14 protein-coding genes are annotated in these 13,626 nt (G+C 64.3%); 9 read left to right on the forward strand and 5 right to left on the reverse strand.

Annotation, left to right across the window (positions count from 1 at the left end; all coding sequences use genetic code 11):
* Positions 1-5: 5 nt before the first annotated feature.
* Together S58_RS09020 and S58_RS09025 are read left to right on the forward strand one after the other, a co-directional pair.
* The gene (locus S58_RS09020) at positions 6-239 is read left to right on the forward strand and encodes a hypothetical protein (RefSeq protein WP_015664977.1); all 234 of its coding nucleotides are present in this window, start codon (positions 6-8) and stop codon (positions 237-239) included.
* A 164-nt stretch (positions 240-403) separates the two neighbouring features.
* On the forward strand, positions 404-1,201 hold the full coding sequence (locus S58_RS09025; RefSeq protein WP_015664978.1) for a transporter substrate-binding domain-containing protein: 798 nt from the start codon (positions 404-406) through the stop codon (positions 1,199-1,201).
* 92 nt (positions 1,202-1,293) lie between these two features.
* Here S58_RS09025 and S58_RS09030 read toward each other — a convergent pair whose 3' ends face one another.
* From S58_RS09030 to S58_RS09040, 3 genes are all read right to left on the reverse strand, one after another.
* Positions 1,294-2,088, reverse strand: a complete 795-nt coding sequence (locus S58_RS09030; RefSeq protein ID WP_015664979.1) for an extracellular solute-binding protein — start codon at positions 2,086-2,088, stop codon at positions 1,294-1,296.
* 207 nt (positions 2,089-2,295) lie between these two features.
* The gene (locus S58_RS09035; protein WP_377811994.1) at positions 2,296-3,930 is read right to left on the reverse strand and encodes a flavin-containing monooxygenase; all 1,635 of its coding nucleotides are present in this window, start codon (positions 3,928-3,930) and stop codon (positions 2,296-2,298) included.
* Positions 3,931-4,070: 140 nt separating this feature from the next.
* Positions 4,071-4,520 (reverse strand): cupin domain-containing protein, encoded by a 450-nt coding sequence (locus S58_RS09040; protein ID WP_015664981.1) that lies wholly within the window; start codon positions 4,518-4,520, stop codon positions 4,071-4,073.
* A 131-nt stretch (positions 4,521-4,651) separates the two neighbouring features.
* On the opposite strand from S58_RS09040, the gene S58_RS09045 reads away from it, so the two are divergent.
* Positions 4,652-5,707, forward strand: coding sequence for an AraC family transcriptional regulator (locus S58_RS09045; protein WP_015664982.1), 1,056 nt, complete (start codon positions 4,652-4,654; stop codon positions 5,705-5,707).
* Here the strand turns inward: S58_RS09045 and S58_RS09050 are convergent.
* On the reverse strand, positions 5,697-6,917 hold the full coding sequence (locus S58_RS09050) for a polyhydroxyalkanoate depolymerase (RefSeq protein WP_015664983.1): 1,221 nt from the start codon (positions 6,915-6,917) through the stop codon (positions 5,697-5,699). The two genes, S58_RS09045 and S58_RS09050, sit on opposite strands and share 11 nt — an antisense overlap.
* Positions 6,918-7,104: 187 nt before the next feature.
* Between S58_RS09050 and S58_RS09055 the strand changes: the two genes are divergently transcribed.
* Positions 7,105-7,758 carry a glutathione S-transferase family protein gene (locus S58_RS09055; protein WP_015664984.1) on the forward strand — a complete coding sequence of 218 codons (654 nt, stop codon included), beginning with the start codon at positions 7,105-7,107 and terminating at the stop codon, positions 7,756-7,758.
* Positions 7,759-8,110: 352 nt separating this feature from the next.
* Positions 8,111-8,545 (forward strand): cupin domain-containing protein, encoded by a 435-nt coding sequence (locus S58_RS09060; RefSeq protein WP_015664985.1) that lies wholly within the window; start codon positions 8,111-8,113, stop codon positions 8,543-8,545.
* A gap of 434 nt (positions 8,546-8,979) precedes the next feature.
* On the opposite strand, the gene S58_RS09065 is transcribed toward S58_RS09060, so the two are convergent.
* A complete protein-coding gene (locus S58_RS09065; protein ID WP_015664986.1) occupies positions 8,980-9,252 on the reverse strand; it encodes a hypothetical protein in 273 nt (90 codons plus the stop codon).
* Between the two features lie 134 nt (positions 9,253-9,386).
* Here S58_RS09065 and S58_RS09070 point away from each other — a divergent pair, with 134 nt between their 5' ends.
* The 4 genes from S58_RS09070 (at position 9,387) to S58_RS09085 (ending at position 13,337) form a co-directional block, all read left to right on the forward strand.
* The gene (locus S58_RS09070) at positions 9,387-9,749 is read left to right on the forward strand and encodes a hypothetical protein (RefSeq protein WP_244440798.1); all 363 of its coding nucleotides are present in this window, start codon (positions 9,387-9,389) and stop codon (positions 9,747-9,749) included.
* Between the two features lie 261 nt (positions 9,750-10,010).
* Positions 10,011-10,937 (forward strand): SMP-30/gluconolactonase/LRE family protein, encoded by a 927-nt coding sequence (locus S58_RS09075; RefSeq protein ID WP_015664988.1) that lies wholly within the window; start codon positions 10,011-10,013, stop codon positions 10,935-10,937.
* Between the two features lie 112 nt (positions 10,938-11,049).
* On the forward strand, positions 11,050-11,643 hold the full coding sequence (locus S58_RS09080) for a GNAT family N-acetyltransferase (protein ID WP_042339044.1): 594 nt from the start codon (positions 11,050-11,052) through the stop codon (positions 11,641-11,643).
* A 62-nt stretch (positions 11,644-11,705) separates the two neighbouring features.
* On the forward strand, positions 11,706-13,337 hold the full coding sequence (locus S58_RS09085) for a GMC family oxidoreductase (protein WP_015664990.1): 1,632 nt from the start codon (positions 11,706-11,708) through the stop codon (positions 13,335-13,337).
* Positions 13,338-13,626: the final 289 nt, after the last annotated feature.

Consider the following 13,626-nt stretch of genomic DNA (forward strand, 5'->3'; position numbering starts at 1 on the left):
CGACAATGCGCCGCATTTTATCACGTATCACTTTTTCAACTCTTTGCGGGCTGTTCGGCCTGGTATTGATGCCTTTCCTGTCGATGTCGGATGCCAACGCCGTCGTCTGCGCGCGCGGTGTGGTGCGTGCCGGTTGTGCCGGCGCCGCGGGCGCAGTCGTCGTCCGCAAGCCGCCCGTTGCTGCGGCGGCATGCCGGACCGTGCTCGTCAACGGCGTCTGGGTCCGGCGCTGCGTTTAAGGCCCGTTTAATCTGTTTTCGGTATCGACTTATTCGAAACGGTAATTGCGACGCGTAAGTTTTGCGCGTCGCATGCTGCTTTGCATCAGCAAGGTAAGCTGTATTTAACTGTGCTCCCGGCAAGGTGCGGCTCGTACCAACTTGCAATCCGATGGGAGAGGGCCATGGCGTTTTGGCGCTGGCTGCGTGACGCAGCCCTGGCAGCTGCAGTAATCACGTTTGTCGGCAACACGGCTGGCGCGGCCGGCTTGAAGGAAGAAATCGCGCCGACCGGCAAGCTGCGGGTCGCCATTGCTGTCGGCCCGGCCGGCGGCGCCTTCTGGTGCGTCAAGTCGGACAGCGGCTATGCAGGCGTGCCGATCGAGCTCGGCAAAGCGATGGCTGCGCAGGTCGGCGTGCCCGTCGAGTTCGTCGAGCACCAGAATTCCAATACGATCACGGACGCCGGCGCGCAGGGGACCTGGGACGTGGCGTTCATGCCGAAGGACGCAGATCGCGAGACCAAGGTCTCGTTCGGCCCGGTCTACGATTCGGTCGAAACCACCTTCATCATTCGCGCAGGTCTCGATGTTCCAAACATCGCCGCGCTCGACCAGGCTGGCCACGAGGTCGCGGCCATCAATGATACGACGGTCATGCGCGGCGCGAAGGCGTTTCTGAAAAAGGCGACCGTCACCGGCTTCAAGTCCTACGAGGAGGTCTATGCGCTACTCAGCGCGGGCGAGATCGATGCGCTGGCGCTGGCGCGCGATCAACTGAATCTCATCGCCAAGCAGGTGCCCGGAACCAAGGTGCTGGCCGAGACCTTCAAGAAGACGGACACTGCGGTCGCGGTGCCGCCGAAGCATCCGCAGTCACTCGCCTTCGTCACCAAGTTCATGACGGAGTCCAAGGCGAACGGCCTGCTCAAGAAGGCCTATGGCGCCAACAATCTGAGCGAATCCACGTTGCTGACGCAGTGACCGCGTCGACTTGCGCCCGAGGCCGCTTGCCGCACTCTCCCCACGCCGCACGGCGGGGGAGAGGCGATCGTCTCCGCAGCGCCCGGTCTGTATCAGTTCGGCGCTCGCCTCACGATCGGATCGAGGCCGCTTTCCGCGATGACGTGACGCGCATCCGGTGATCCCAGGAACTTGATCAGGGCCTTGCCGGCCTCGGGCTCCTTGGAGGCCGTGGCAATGCCGGCGGAGAACACGGTGATCTTCTGCAGTCCGGCCGGCAGCGGCCCGACGATGTCGATGCCCTTCACCGGTTTGAGCTCGCTGATCTGCTGAAAGCCGATCTCCGCTTCGCCTTGGGCGACGATCTCGCCGACGGGGGTCGCCGGAATCATCCGCGCCTTGCCCTTCATTTCCTCCTTGATGCCGAGCTTGTCGAACATCTCCGTCGAGACGTAGACGCCGCTGGCGCTGTCGGAATAGGCGATGGTCTTGGCAGCGATCAGCATGCGCTTCACGGCGTCGGCGTTCGAAATGTCGGGATGCGGCGTTCCCGACTTCACGGCCACGCCGATCGGCGAATTCGCAAGCTCGACATAACTGTCGGGCATCACCTTGCCTCTGGTGGTGAGATCACTGAGCGCATAGCCGACCATGATCAGCACGTCGGCCGGCTCGCCGCGTTCGAGGCGGACCGGGATCGCATTCGCCGTCGTTCCCATCGACGGGCCGTAGGCGATCGTGACCTTGTTGCCGGAGCGACGCTCGAACTCGGGCACCAGGGACTTGAACGCGGCCGTCATGCCGCCGGAGATCATCACATGAATCTCCGCAGCCTGGGTTGCTGTCGTCAGAACGATGGCGGCCGAGACGGCGAGGCCGACGGTGCGAAGGCGGGTTGAGAAGGTCATGGCAGGCTCCGAAATAGACGGCCGGAGGCCGAGGGCGCTCTGGATAGCCCGGCTTTGCCGGGAAGGCCAGCCTGCGGACAGTAGCGCATCCGACACGGGAGCCGGATGCGAGCTTCACACAAAGTTGCTGCTCACTTCGCAATTGGCCGCGTTTGCGGCGCCTCGATGTTCGCAGTGCGGCAGACCTTCTCGGCCAGCCCGCCCGCGTCAGCCGGCCTGGTAAGCCGGCGCGGTTGCCAGGAAGGCGCCATAGGCGTCCGCGTCCGGTGGCGTGAACATCTCGACCAACGGATTGCGTCGCCTCCGCGTCGCGCCGATGTCGGCTAACAGCTCGTCGAAATGCTTGAAGTGATAGGGCGCAACACATAGCCCGCCATACACCCCCGCGGCCGGACGCTCGACCCGCTTGAAATGCAGCATCATCTCGATGTTGTCGCGCATCTCGCGATCACCGGGCTGATGCGCCAGCTGCATGTCGGCGTAACGCACCAGCCATTGCGCGGCCATGTCGGCGCAGAGCACGGTGCAGAAGCTGGAATTGAAGCCGACGAAGCCCATGTCGGGCAGGTCGGGATTGGCGATCAGCCGATATAGCCGATACTGGCCGTCGGGATCGACGAGCTTGGCGCGATCGGCTTCCGACAGGAAGGGAACGCCGAGCTTGTAGCCGATGGCAAGCACCGCGACATCGGCCGCGATCCGTTCGCCGCTGCGCGCCACGATCGTGTTCGGCTCGTAGTGATCGAAGGTGCCGAGCACCGCCTTGATGCGACCGTCCGCGACCATCGGAAAGAAGTCCGGCGTCGCGATCGGAACCGAACAGTTCACGCCATCTTCAATCCGTTGCTTGGGCACCATGTTGCATTTGGCGAGCTTGAGCTGAGTCTTCAGCAGGCTCTCCAGGCCGCGCCAATTGGCCCAGACGAGAGGTTTCGCCAGGAGATGGGCGAGACGGGAGAGCGGGCCGATGCCCCAGCTTGCGAACATCTGCTCCTGGGCGCGGATGTAGAGGATGCGCTTGAAGTTGATGAGCCCGCCGATGAAATAGGGAATGCGCCACACCGGCTCGCGGAACACAATCGTGACGGAGCGCGCGCCGGAGCGCACCGCATTGACGGCAATATCGGTCGCCGATTTCGAGCCGCCGAGCACGACGACGTTGCGGTCCTTGATCATGCCGGGGTCATTGTATTTCGACGAGTGCATGATGGCGCCGCCGGCTGCCTTGAACTGATCCTCGCCTGGGAGTGATAGCGTCTGCGGCTCGTTGAACTGTCCAGTGCAAACGGCAACGAAATCGAAGTCCTCTCGGCTCAACTGATCTCCGGCCTTGAGATCGAGCGTCCAGCCCGGCTTGCCGTCCGTGCGCCGCTGCATCGACAGAACGGTGGTGTTCAGCCGCATCAGGCGCGTGAGGTCGTGACTCCCGGCGTAGTCGGCGAGATAGGCATAGACCTGCGGCCCCTTCGGCCACTCCGGATAGCTGTCGGGCATCGCCTTGTCGGTGTAGCGATAGAGCTCCTTCGGGCTCTGCGTCTGCACGTCGGGGTAAGAGCGCGCCGGCTCCCAGACGCCGCCGAGATCGGTGCTGCGCTCGATGATGGTAACGTTGTGCCCGCGGGCGGCAAATGCTTTGGCTGCAGCCAGGCCGGAGACGCCGGCACCGATCACGCAGACGTTCTTTCGAGCGATCATGGGACCTCCTTGTTGTCGCGCGTGCAGCGGCGTTCGGGCAGGCGTCGCCCGCCGCGCTGCAACAGCTCGTTGAAGAGTTTGATGATGACGAAGGTCGCCCGGCGCGACCGAAGCATGTGGCGCCGCCGGACGGGCCAGCGGCGGAATCGAGGCGAGGTGCTCTCGCCGATCACCTGCCGTTCAGGCGGCGCATCTGTTCTTGCTGCAGGGCCTGCAAAGCCGTCCGCGCTCATCGCGCACCGCGCCGCACTGACGAACCCTGAGCCCGACGGAGCGCCGGCTGACGCCTAGTCGTTGGCCTCGGGCGGCAGGAAGTCGACCTCGTGCTCGGCCGAGATCCGCACCACCTCGGCGGGGTCGGCGAGATTGTCCAGCTTGTTGAACAGTGCCTCCAGCTTCTGCATCGGCGACACCCAGAACAGCGCGCGCGCCGGCTTGTCCGACTTGTTGAAGTAGCCATGCGGAATGCCGCGCGGCATGCGCACGAGATCGCCGGCATGCGCCCTGACCCAGACGCCGTCGAGCTTGAGGTCGAGCACGCCCTCCTGAACCAGGATGAACTCATCCTGCGTGGGGTGGACGTGAACGGGCACGAACTGTCCGGGCTCGCTGTTGGTCTCGAATGCGAAGGTGGAGTCGGTGACGGCTTTGGGGAAGTAGACCTGACCCAGGATATTCCAGGTCTTGCCGGCATAGCCGGTGCCGGCGGGCGTGATGCCTTTTTCGAGTGTGGTCATGGCGGATCTCCTTGCTGCACACGCAGGGAGGATCGAGCAAGTCGCGGCATGGTGTCTATCCAGAAAACGAATCCCTCGACGCCAGATGCTAATTATTATAGGTTTCAAACGATTTCGACGGGCGATGTGTCATGACTGCAAATGCAGCTTCTGATCGCAGTTGGGGACGGTCCGCAGCGCCGCGGCTCTCAGCCTATGGCCGTGTTGCAACGCACGATGTCGATGAGGCCGCTGAACAAATAGGTCGCATCTTTTGTCCGCACGGGCTGCAGCCAAAGGCTGCGACTGCGCGCGATTTCCGCGCGCTGCATAATTGCGCGGCATTTGACGGCTTCTCCATCAACTACGTCGCCTATGGCGGCGAGGTCACCATCGATCCCGGCTGCCTCGACCGCTTCTTCCTGGTTCAGCTTCCCTTCGCAGGGACAGCAAGCATCCGGACCGCAGCGCGCGAGATTGCTTCCGGTCCGGATCGCGCGGGCTCGTTGTTGTCGCCGACATTGCCGACCCGCATGGTCTGGCACGATTGTGCCCAGCTGATCCTGCTGCTCGACCGCCGCCTGGTCGAGCAGCGTGCCGCGGCACTGTCGGGACGTGCGGTGCAGCCGGTCGAATTCGATCCGACGGTCGCGCTGTCGGCCGATCACGGCTCACGGCTGCGGGCGCACATGCTCGAGCTCGCCGAATTGGCCGAACGCTTGACCGACGGATTTGGCGGCGCACGCAAGCTGCCGGCCATCGTGGCCGCCAACTGGCGCGAGACGCTGCTCGACATCCTGTTTCAGCAGCCGAGCAATGGGCTGTCGGAGGCGATCAGGCTCCATTCCGGCCGGATCGAGACGCTGCCCCAGGCGGTCCGCAGGGCGCGGGATCAGCTCGACGCCCACGCCGCCGAGCCGCTCGATCTGGCCCAGCTGGCCGCGTCGGCGGGAATAGGCATCCGTGCCCTGCAGGGCGGCTTCCGCCGCCATTTCGGCATGTCGATCTCCGACATGCTGCTCGACATCCGCTTGGCCAAGCTGAATGCGCAGCTGATGGTGGCGGCACCGGACGCGCGCATCATCGACATCGCCTTCGAGCTCGGCTTTGCCCATCTCGGGCGCATGGCCGGGGCCTATCGCGACAAGTTCGGCGAGCCGCCGTCGGCGACGCTGCAACGCCGGCAGCGCGCCCGGTTTACGAATTGACGTGCACGAAATCGCGCAGCAGCGGATAGATCTCGTTGTTCCACTTCTTGCCGCTGAACACGCCGTAATGGCCGACACCGGCCTGCATGTGATGGACGCGGCGATAGGCGCGCACATTGGTGCAGATATCCTGCGCGGAGAGCGTCTGGCCGATCGAGCAGATGTCGTCGCGCTCGCCTTCGACCGTCATCAGGCCGATCCGCCGCACCGCTTTCGTGTCGACGGGACGGCCGCGATGCATCAGTTTGCCTTGCGGCAGCAGATGCTCCTGGAAGACATCGCGCACCGTCTCGATGTAGAACTCCGCCGGCAGATCCATGACGGCGAAATACTCGTCGTAGAAGGTCTTGATCGTTTCGGCCTTCTCGACCTCGCCCTTGGCGAGGTGGTTGGCGAGATCCATGTGCTGCTTGACGTGACGCTCGAGGTTCATCGACACGAAGGCGGTAAGCTGTACGAAGCCCGGATAGACCTTGCGGAAAGCGCCCCGACACTGGAACGGCACGTAGTGGATCAGGTTGTTCTCGAACCAGTCGATCGGCTTGCTCTTGGCAAACTCGTTGACCTTGGTCGGCTGGATCCGCGTGTCGATCGGTCCAGCCATCAGGGTGAGCGTCGCCGGCCGCGAGGGGTGGTTGTCCTCGCACATCACGGCGGTCGCCGCGAGCGCCGACACCGATGGCTGGCAGATCGCGACCATGTGCGGACGCGGGCCGAGCTGGCTGAGGAAGGTGATGAGATGATCGGTATAATCTTCCAGTCCGAAGCGGCCATGATGGCGCGGAATGTCGCGCGGATTGTGCCAGTCGGTGATGTAGACGTCGTGATCCTGCAGCAGCGTCTTCACCGTGCCTCGCAGCAGCGTGGCAAAATGGCCGGACATCGGCGCCACCAGCAGCACCCGCGGCTGCTCCGGCGCACCGTCCTTCTTGAAATGCAGCAGCGAGCCGAACGGCGTCTTGAACGTCACTTCCTCGGTGACGGGGATCTCACGATTGCCGACCATCACGCTGTCGATGCCATAGGCCGGGCGGGCATAGGTCAAGGCCGACCGCGAGATCAGTTCGAGCGCCGCAGAGAGCCGCCGCATGGCGCGGCCGGAGAGCCCTGATGGGATCAGGTTGAGATAGCGCATGGCCGCCGCCGCGCCGTGGCGCCAGGGCTCGGTCAGGTCCATGTGGTTCTGGTAGGCTTGATACAGCAGCGCCATCGGTCCCCGTCCGTCACTCCAACTTGATGTATGCAATATCGGAGCCAGAGCCGGAGAGTCTTGCCTCAAAAACTGGCATGTCGCTTGCTGTATCAAATCGCTGGAGTATTCGGCTCCGGATCGCAATCTGGGGCCGTGAGGTCATCGGAGCGTGGCCGGACGACAAGCGACAAAGGGGCAGGGCGACATGGCCAAACCGACATTGACCATCAGCAGCAAGAACTATTCGTCGTGGTCGCTGCGCGGCTGGCTGCTCGCAAAGTTTGCCGGGCTCGATTTCGACGAGGTCGTGGTCGGTCCGGACGATGCCTCTGCGCGGGCGGAGATCCTGCTGCTGTCCTCATCGATCCTGGTGCCGTGCCTCAGGCACGACGGCGCCACGATCTGGGATACGCTGGCGATCGGGGAATATCTCAACGAGACCTTTCCCGAGGCCGGCCTGCTGCCGGCCGACCGCATCGAGCGCGCGCATTGCCGCTCGATATCGGGCGAAATCCATTCCGGCTTCACGACCTTGCGCGCTTCGCTGCCGGTCAATCTGAAAGGGCATTTCCCGGGCTTCAAGGTCTGGACCCGGGCGCAGGCCGACATCGATCGGATCTGGGCCATCTGGCACGACTGTCTAGACAGGTCGGGCGGCCCGTTTCTGTTCGGCCCGCGCGGCATGGCGGACGCCATGTATGCGCCGGTGGTGACGCGCTTCGTGACCTATGACGTGAAGCTGGAGCCCAGGCTCAAGGCTTATGCCGATCTGGTCATGGCGATGCCTGAGATGCAGGAGTGGATCGAGGCGGCCAAGGCCGAGCCCGAGGAGATCGAGGAGCTCGAGGTCGAGTATTAGCCGGCCCGTCGCCGGGGGACGTCCGCCACGGGCGCAGGTGGACGCGGGCACGCCACCCGCATTGGCTCACGCACCGGGCAGTCTGTGCCCAAATTGAAGCCGGATGAGCTGTCGCGAGGCTACGGGAGGAGAGGTGCCCGTCAGCCGGGCTCGACCGGCGGCCGTGTGCAAAACGCAGGTGTTACCAATCGCTTCACGGCGTGCTGCATGGTGCCGCGCGTCTCATTGTGCGCGGGGCAGGGCGTGGCGTGGTTTTCGCATGGCACAATCCGCTTTCGGGCGAGGTGGCCGCTGCGGCCGATCGATGGGCCTCAAGGGTTGCTGACGCCGCGATCAACCGGTGGAGGCCGTGATGAACCAGCATGCCGCAGTGACCAAGTTCTCGCACGTCAAGCCCGAAGACACCGACTACACGGGAGGAGGCCTGCGCGACTTCTTCCTCTATCGCGATCTCGGCATCGCCGATGCGACCGGCGGCCAGGTGATCTGCCATCTCGTCAAGGCCAATCCGGATTGCCCGCCGGTCGACGGCACCGGCTGGCACCGGCATGATTGCGACTTCCAGATCGTCATCATGATGAAGGGCTGGGCCCGCTTCATGTACGAGGACAAGCCGACCCTGGTGAGGGCCGGCGACGTCGTGCACCAGCGCCCGGGCATCACGCACTACCTCTACGATTATTCTCCCGACATGGAATACATGGAGATCGTCAGCCCGGCCGACTTCAAGACGGTCGAGATGCCGCCGGCAACCGACAAGGTGCCACCGGTCACGCCCTGGACCTGATCTCCCCGCGCCACCGCTCTGTTAAGCTTTGGCATCCGGCCGCGCCGTGCGGCCGGATGTATCGTTTCAGCATGTGGTGGGTCGCGGCGCGCGGGGCCGACATGTAGCCGTGAACAGCTGTCGTACCGACTGCGGCCGCTGATTCGGACGTGATTCGTTCCGTCCGCGTTCCAAGGATTAACGAGCGTCCCTTCAGCGTCACGTTTTGAAACAGACGCTGCTCGCGCCGTCGCGGCCCACGGCTGCGATCGCGTCTCTTTCGATTCGCGATTCCGCGGCGTGCTTGTCGGAATGGTGTGCCCGACGATGGACGGTGGCACTTGTGATTGCTGCCGGCGCTGCCGAGGGCTGATGTCGCCGTGAGACTCAATCCGAGTTCGAAACGAATTTTGGACAAGACCGGCCCTGAGCAGAACTCAGGGCGCGGTGTGTGATCAATAAGACGAAGCGCGATCGGCAACGAAGCTCGGCTGCGAACGGCGTCCGCCGCGGTCGTCGTAACGCGCGCGCGGGAAGCGCCAGCCGATCACGGTGGCTTCGAGCGCACCGCCGGATTCCTTGTTGTGCCACTTGCCGTCGGTGTAGAAACACTGGAACGGAAGTTGATAGGTGCCGCTGTGATCTTCGCACAGCACCTCGACCGTCTGCCCGGGCGGTGGCTCACCGTTGCCGTCGAACTGCGCTAACCGTTTTTCGCGCGTAGCCATTCTGTGCATCTCCCTAAAAACGGGTCCCAGGCGGAACTTCAATGCGCGATTGAGGTCTCAGTATGGTATCATTCCGGAAAGAGCATCAGTTCCATGCAAAATCATGTGTTTGGCAAGCCAATGAGAAAATTGTGATGCGAATCTTTGTTGCCACGTGTTTGCTCGCAATGTGGTGCGCGAGTTCTGTCGTTCATGCGCAGGATATTCCGGGCATCGAGATCTGCACTGCAGAGAAGGCGATGGATCGTCGCACCTCATGCCTGCAGAGCAACATCGATTTCCTGCAGAAGACGATGACGAAGCAGTCGCTCGATCAGCAGCAGAAGCTCGATGCGGCAAATCGTCAGGTCCAGGCGCTCAAGGCGGCACTCATCGCACAGCAGGGCGCCATCGATGAGCTCAAGGCCAGCCAGGCAAGACTTTCCGACGAGCTCAAGAAGAAGGCCGATGCGCCAGCCCCCAAGGACGCGACGCCGGCGAAGCCGAACGGCAAATAGCATGTGTCGGCCGACATGCGTGTCTCGCGCGTTCCTAGTTGCGTTTCGATGTCAGGACCGGCTTCGAGATCGGTGCCGGCGCCCGGCTGATTCCGTGACGGGTCTTGCGTCAACACGCTGCAAGTCAGCCCTGCACGGTGGGAACGTCAGCCTTGCTTGGCAAGCTGCAGCCGCTTTGCGATAACCTCCTGCACAATAAGAATGTCGTCGCGGCGGCCGATCTCGGCCGTGTCTCGCGGTGATGAAGCGGGAGGTCGTCCGATGTCCAACATGCGCGTGCTCGCCACCGATCTCGAATTTCCGGAAGGGCCCGTGGTGATGCCCGACGGCTCGGTGGTGCTGGTCGAGATTCGCGGCCGGCGGCTGACGCGGGTGTTTCCCGATGGCCGCAAGGAGGTCGTGGCGGAGATTCCGGGCGGGCCGAATGGCGCAGCTCTCGGGCCCGACGGCAAGATCTACATCTGCAACAATGGCGGCTTCTCCTGGATTCCGACCGGCAAGATCATCATGCCGGGGCCTCAGCCGCAGGATTATCTCGGCGGCTCGATCCAGCGCGTCGATCTGCAGAGCGGCCAGGTCGAGACAGTTGTAAGCCGCTGCGGCGAGCACGAGCTGCGCGGGCCGAACGACCTCGTCTTCGACCGCAATGGCGGCCTGTGGTTCTCAGATCTCGGCAAGCGCCGCGCGCGCGACATGGATGTCGGCGCATTCTATTATCTCAAGCCCGGCATGAGCGAGATCGTCGAGGCCGTGCACGGCATCCTGCCGGCCAACGGCATCGGCCTGTCGCCGGATGAGAAGACCGTCTACATCGCGGAGACGCCGACCGCGCGGCTCTGGGCTTACGATCTCTCCGAGCCCGGCACGGTCAAGCCGCGCGAGGTGATCTATCGCGGCGAGCGCGGCCGTCCCATCGCCGGCCTCGGCGGCTACCAGATGTTCGATTCGCTCGCAGTCGAGGCCAACGGCAATGTCTGCGTCGCGACCCTGGTGTCGGGGTGCATCAGCGTGATCGCGCCGGACGGTACCCTGGTCGAGCAGGTCCCGACCGGGGACCGCGTCACGACCAATATCGCCTTTGGCGGGCCGGATTTGAAGACGGCTTACATCACGCTGTCGGGCAAGGGCGAACTGGTAACGATGGACTGGCCGCGGCCGGGATTGCCGCTGAATTTTCTGAACAAGTGACGTTCGACGTGATAGTTCCGTCATTGCGAGCGTCAGCAAAGCAATCCAGGACGGCATACGCGGCCCTGGATTGCATCGTCGCTTGCGTTCCTCGCAATGACGGAATTTGCTGATGCCCTTTCTCGAACCAGTCACTCTCAGCGGCGTGCACGCCAGTCTCGCGCCGCTGTCATCAGACCATCACGACGCACTGGTCGAGGCGGTCAGCGACGGCGAATTGTGGAACCTGTGGTACACGGCAGTTCCGAAACCCGAGACCATGGCCAAGGAGATCGAGCGCCGGCTCGGCCTGTTCGCGGCCGGCAGCATGCAGCCGTTCACGGTGCTCGACGCCGACGGCCGCGTCGCCGGCATGACCACCTACATGAACGTCGATGCCGCCAACCGCCGCGTCGAGATCGGCTCGACCTGGTATGCGAAGCGGGTGCAGCGCAGCGCGCTCAACACGCAGTGCAAGAGGCTGCTGCTGGCGCACGCGTTCGAGGCGATGAACTGCATCGCAGTCGAGTTCCGGACGCATTTCTTCAACCACCAGAGCCGCCGCGCCATCGAGCGGCTCGGCGCCAGGCAGGACGGCATCCTGCGCAGCCACCAGATTGCGCCGAACGGGACGCTGCGTGATACCGTCGTCTACAGCATCACCGCGGCCGAATGGCCGACCGTGAAGGCGCATCTCGACTACCAATTGAATGACAAGCCGCGCTGATCGCGCTATGGCCCCGTTGGCAACGCGCCAGCGGCGACGACGAGACCGGGACGACCGACCAGATGGATACCTTCGACTATGTGATCGTGGGCGCCGGCTCCGCCGGCTGCGTGCTCGCCAGCCGCCTCAGCGAGGACCCGTCGGTCACGGTGTGCGTGCTCGAGGCAGGCCCGCGCGACTGGCATCCCTACATCCATCTGCCGGCCGGCTTCATCAAGACCTTCTACATGAAGAGCATCAATTGGGGCTATCAGCAGGAGCCCGGGCCCTACACCAACGGGCGCAGCATCTATGCGCCGCGGGGCAAGACGCTCGGCGGCTCCTCATCGATCAACGGCCATGTCTACAACCGCGGCCAGCGCCAGGATTTCGACACCTGGGCGCAGATGGGCAATCGCGGCTGGAGCTATTCCGACGTGCTGCCGCACTTCAAGCGCATGGAGAAGCGCATCGGCGCCGGCGAGGACCAGTATCGCGGCCGCGACGGCAGCCTCATCGTGACCACCATGGAGTGGAAGGACACGCTGTGCGAGGCCTTCATGGACGGCGCCGTCTCGCTCGGCATCCCGCGCAACCCCGACTACAACGGCGCGATCCAGGAGGGCGTGTCCTACGTCCAGCGCACCATCAAGGACGGCCGCCGCGTGTCCTCGGCGACCGCGTTCCTGCGCCCCGCCAGCAAGCGGCCGAATGTCGAGGTCCGCACCCATGCCCACGCGACCGGCGTCATGCTGGACGGCAAGCGCGCCGTTGGCGTGCGCTATCACCGCGGCGGGCGCGGCGGCGTGCCGATGGAGGTGCGCGCGCGCAAGGAGGTGATCCTGTCCGGCGGCGCCTACAATTCGCCGCAGCTCTTGCAGCTGTCCGGCATCGGCGCGCCCGAACTGCTGCAGGAGCACGGCATCGAGGTGCGCCATGCGCTGGGCAGCGTCGGCGAGGGCCTGCAGGACCATTACGCGCCGCGCACCGTGGCGCGCGTCAAGAACATCAAGACCGTCAACGAGCTCGCACGCGGCCTCAATCTGTGGGGCGAGGCGTTGAAATGGGCGGTGACGCGGCGCGGCATCCTGTCGCTGTCGCCGACCATGGTGTACTGCTTCTGGCACTCCGGCGAGACCGCCGAGAGCTCCGATCTGCAGCTCACCTTCACGCCTGCCAGCTACAAGGAGGGCGTGCAGGGCCAGCTCGAGGACGAGCCCGGCATGACGGTCGCGTCCTGGCAGCAGCGCCCGGAGAGCCGCGGCTATGTGCGGCTCCGCTCGGCCGACCCGTTCGCGCCGCCGCTGATCCAGACCAACTATCTCACCGCCGAGCTCGACCGCCGCGTCGTCGTCGCCGGCATGAAGCTGGCGCGCCGGCTGCTGGCGTCGGCTCCGCTTGCACCATACTACGCGTACGAGGATTTCCCTGGACCGAAGGTGAACAGCGACGACGAGTTCCTCGCGGCGGCGACGCAGCGCGCCACCACCACCTTCCATCCCGGCTGCTCCTGCCGCATGGGCCCGGCCGACTCGACCTGGGCCACCGTCGACGACCAGCTTCGCGTCCACGGCCTGCAAGGCCTGCGCGTCGCCGACGCCTCGATCATGCCCCGCATGATCTCCGCCAACCTGAACGCGGCGACCCTGATGATCGGCGACAAGGCGGCGGATCTGATTTTGGGCAAGGCTGAGGTGGAGAGCGTGTCGGCGTAGGGCGAGGGCTCCATTGGCGCGTCCTCGCCATTTGAATTCGAGCTGCTACCGAGCGTGCGGTGCGCTCCCTCGCCCCGTTCTTACGGGGAGAGGGCTGGGGTGAGGGGCAGCCTTACGGGCGGTGCCGCTACGGGGCGCCGACGTGCCCGTCCGATAGAGCCACGATGTTGCTTTGTATGTGCCATGCCCCTCACCCGGATTGCTGCGCAATCCGACCTCTCCCCGCAAAGGGCGGGGAGAGGTTGCACTGCTCGCGCCGAGATAGTTGGGCGCGACAAGGTGACAGCAC

The organism is Bradyrhizobium oligotrophicum S58, assembly GCF_000344805.1.
In the GTDB taxonomy this organism is placed as follows: Bacteria; Pseudomonadota; Alphaproteobacteria; order Rhizobiales; family Xanthobacteraceae; genus Bradyrhizobium; species Bradyrhizobium oligotrophicum.

What these genes read in the sequence shown, in the direction of transcription:
- S58_RS09020 (WP_015664977.1), top strand. Translation starts at nt 6, where the DNA reads ATGCGCCGCATTTTATCACGTATCACTTTTTCAACTCTTTGCGGGCTG.
- S58_RS09055 (WP_015664984.1), top strand. Translation starts at nt 7,105, where the DNA reads ATGGCCAAACCGACATTGACCATCAGCAGCAAGAACTATTCGTCGTGG.
- S58_RS09080 (WP_042339044.1), top strand. Translation starts at nt 11,050, where the DNA reads ATGCCCTTTCTCGAACCAGTCACTCTCAGCGGCGTGCACGCCAGTCTC.
- S58_RS09040 (WP_015664981.1), bottom strand. Translation starts at nt 4,520, where the DNA reads ATGACCACACTCGAAAAAGGCATCACGCCCGCCGGCACCGGCTATGCC.
- S58_RS09045 (WP_015664982.1), top strand. Translation starts at nt 4,652, where the DNA reads ATGACTGCAAATGCAGCTTCTGATCGCAGTTGGGGACGGTCCGCAGCG.
- S58_RS09065 (WP_015664986.1), bottom strand. Translation starts at nt 9,252, where the DNA reads ATGGCTACGCGCGAAAAACGGTTAGCGCAGTTCGACGGCAACGGTGAG.
- S58_RS09030 (WP_015664979.1), bottom strand. Translation starts at nt 2,088, where the DNA reads ATGACCTTCTCAACCCGCCTTCGCACCGTCGGCCTCGCCGTCTCGGCC.
- S58_RS09050 (WP_015664983.1), bottom strand. Translation starts at nt 6,917, where the DNA reads ATGGCGCTGCTGTATCAAGCCTACCAGAACCACATGGACCTGACCGAG.
- S58_RS09085 (WP_015664990.1), top strand. Translation starts at nt 11,706, where the DNA reads ATGGATACCTTCGACTATGTGATCGTGGGCGCCGGCTCCGCCGGCTGC.
- S58_RS09025 (WP_015664978.1), top strand. Translation starts at nt 404, where the DNA reads ATGGCGTTTTGGCGCTGGCTGCGTGACGCAGCCCTGGCAGCTGCAGTA.
- S58_RS09070 (WP_244440798.1), top strand. Translation starts at nt 9,387, where the DNA reads ATGCGAATCTTTGTTGCCACGTGTTTGCTCGCAATGTGGTGCGCGAGT.
- S58_RS09075 (WP_015664988.1), top strand. Translation starts at nt 10,011, where the DNA reads ATGTCCAACATGCGCGTGCTCGCCACCGATCTCGAATTTCCGGAAGGG.
- S58_RS09060 (WP_015664985.1), top strand. Translation starts at nt 8,111, where the DNA reads ATGAACCAGCATGCCGCAGTGACCAAGTTCTCGCACGTCAAGCCCGAA.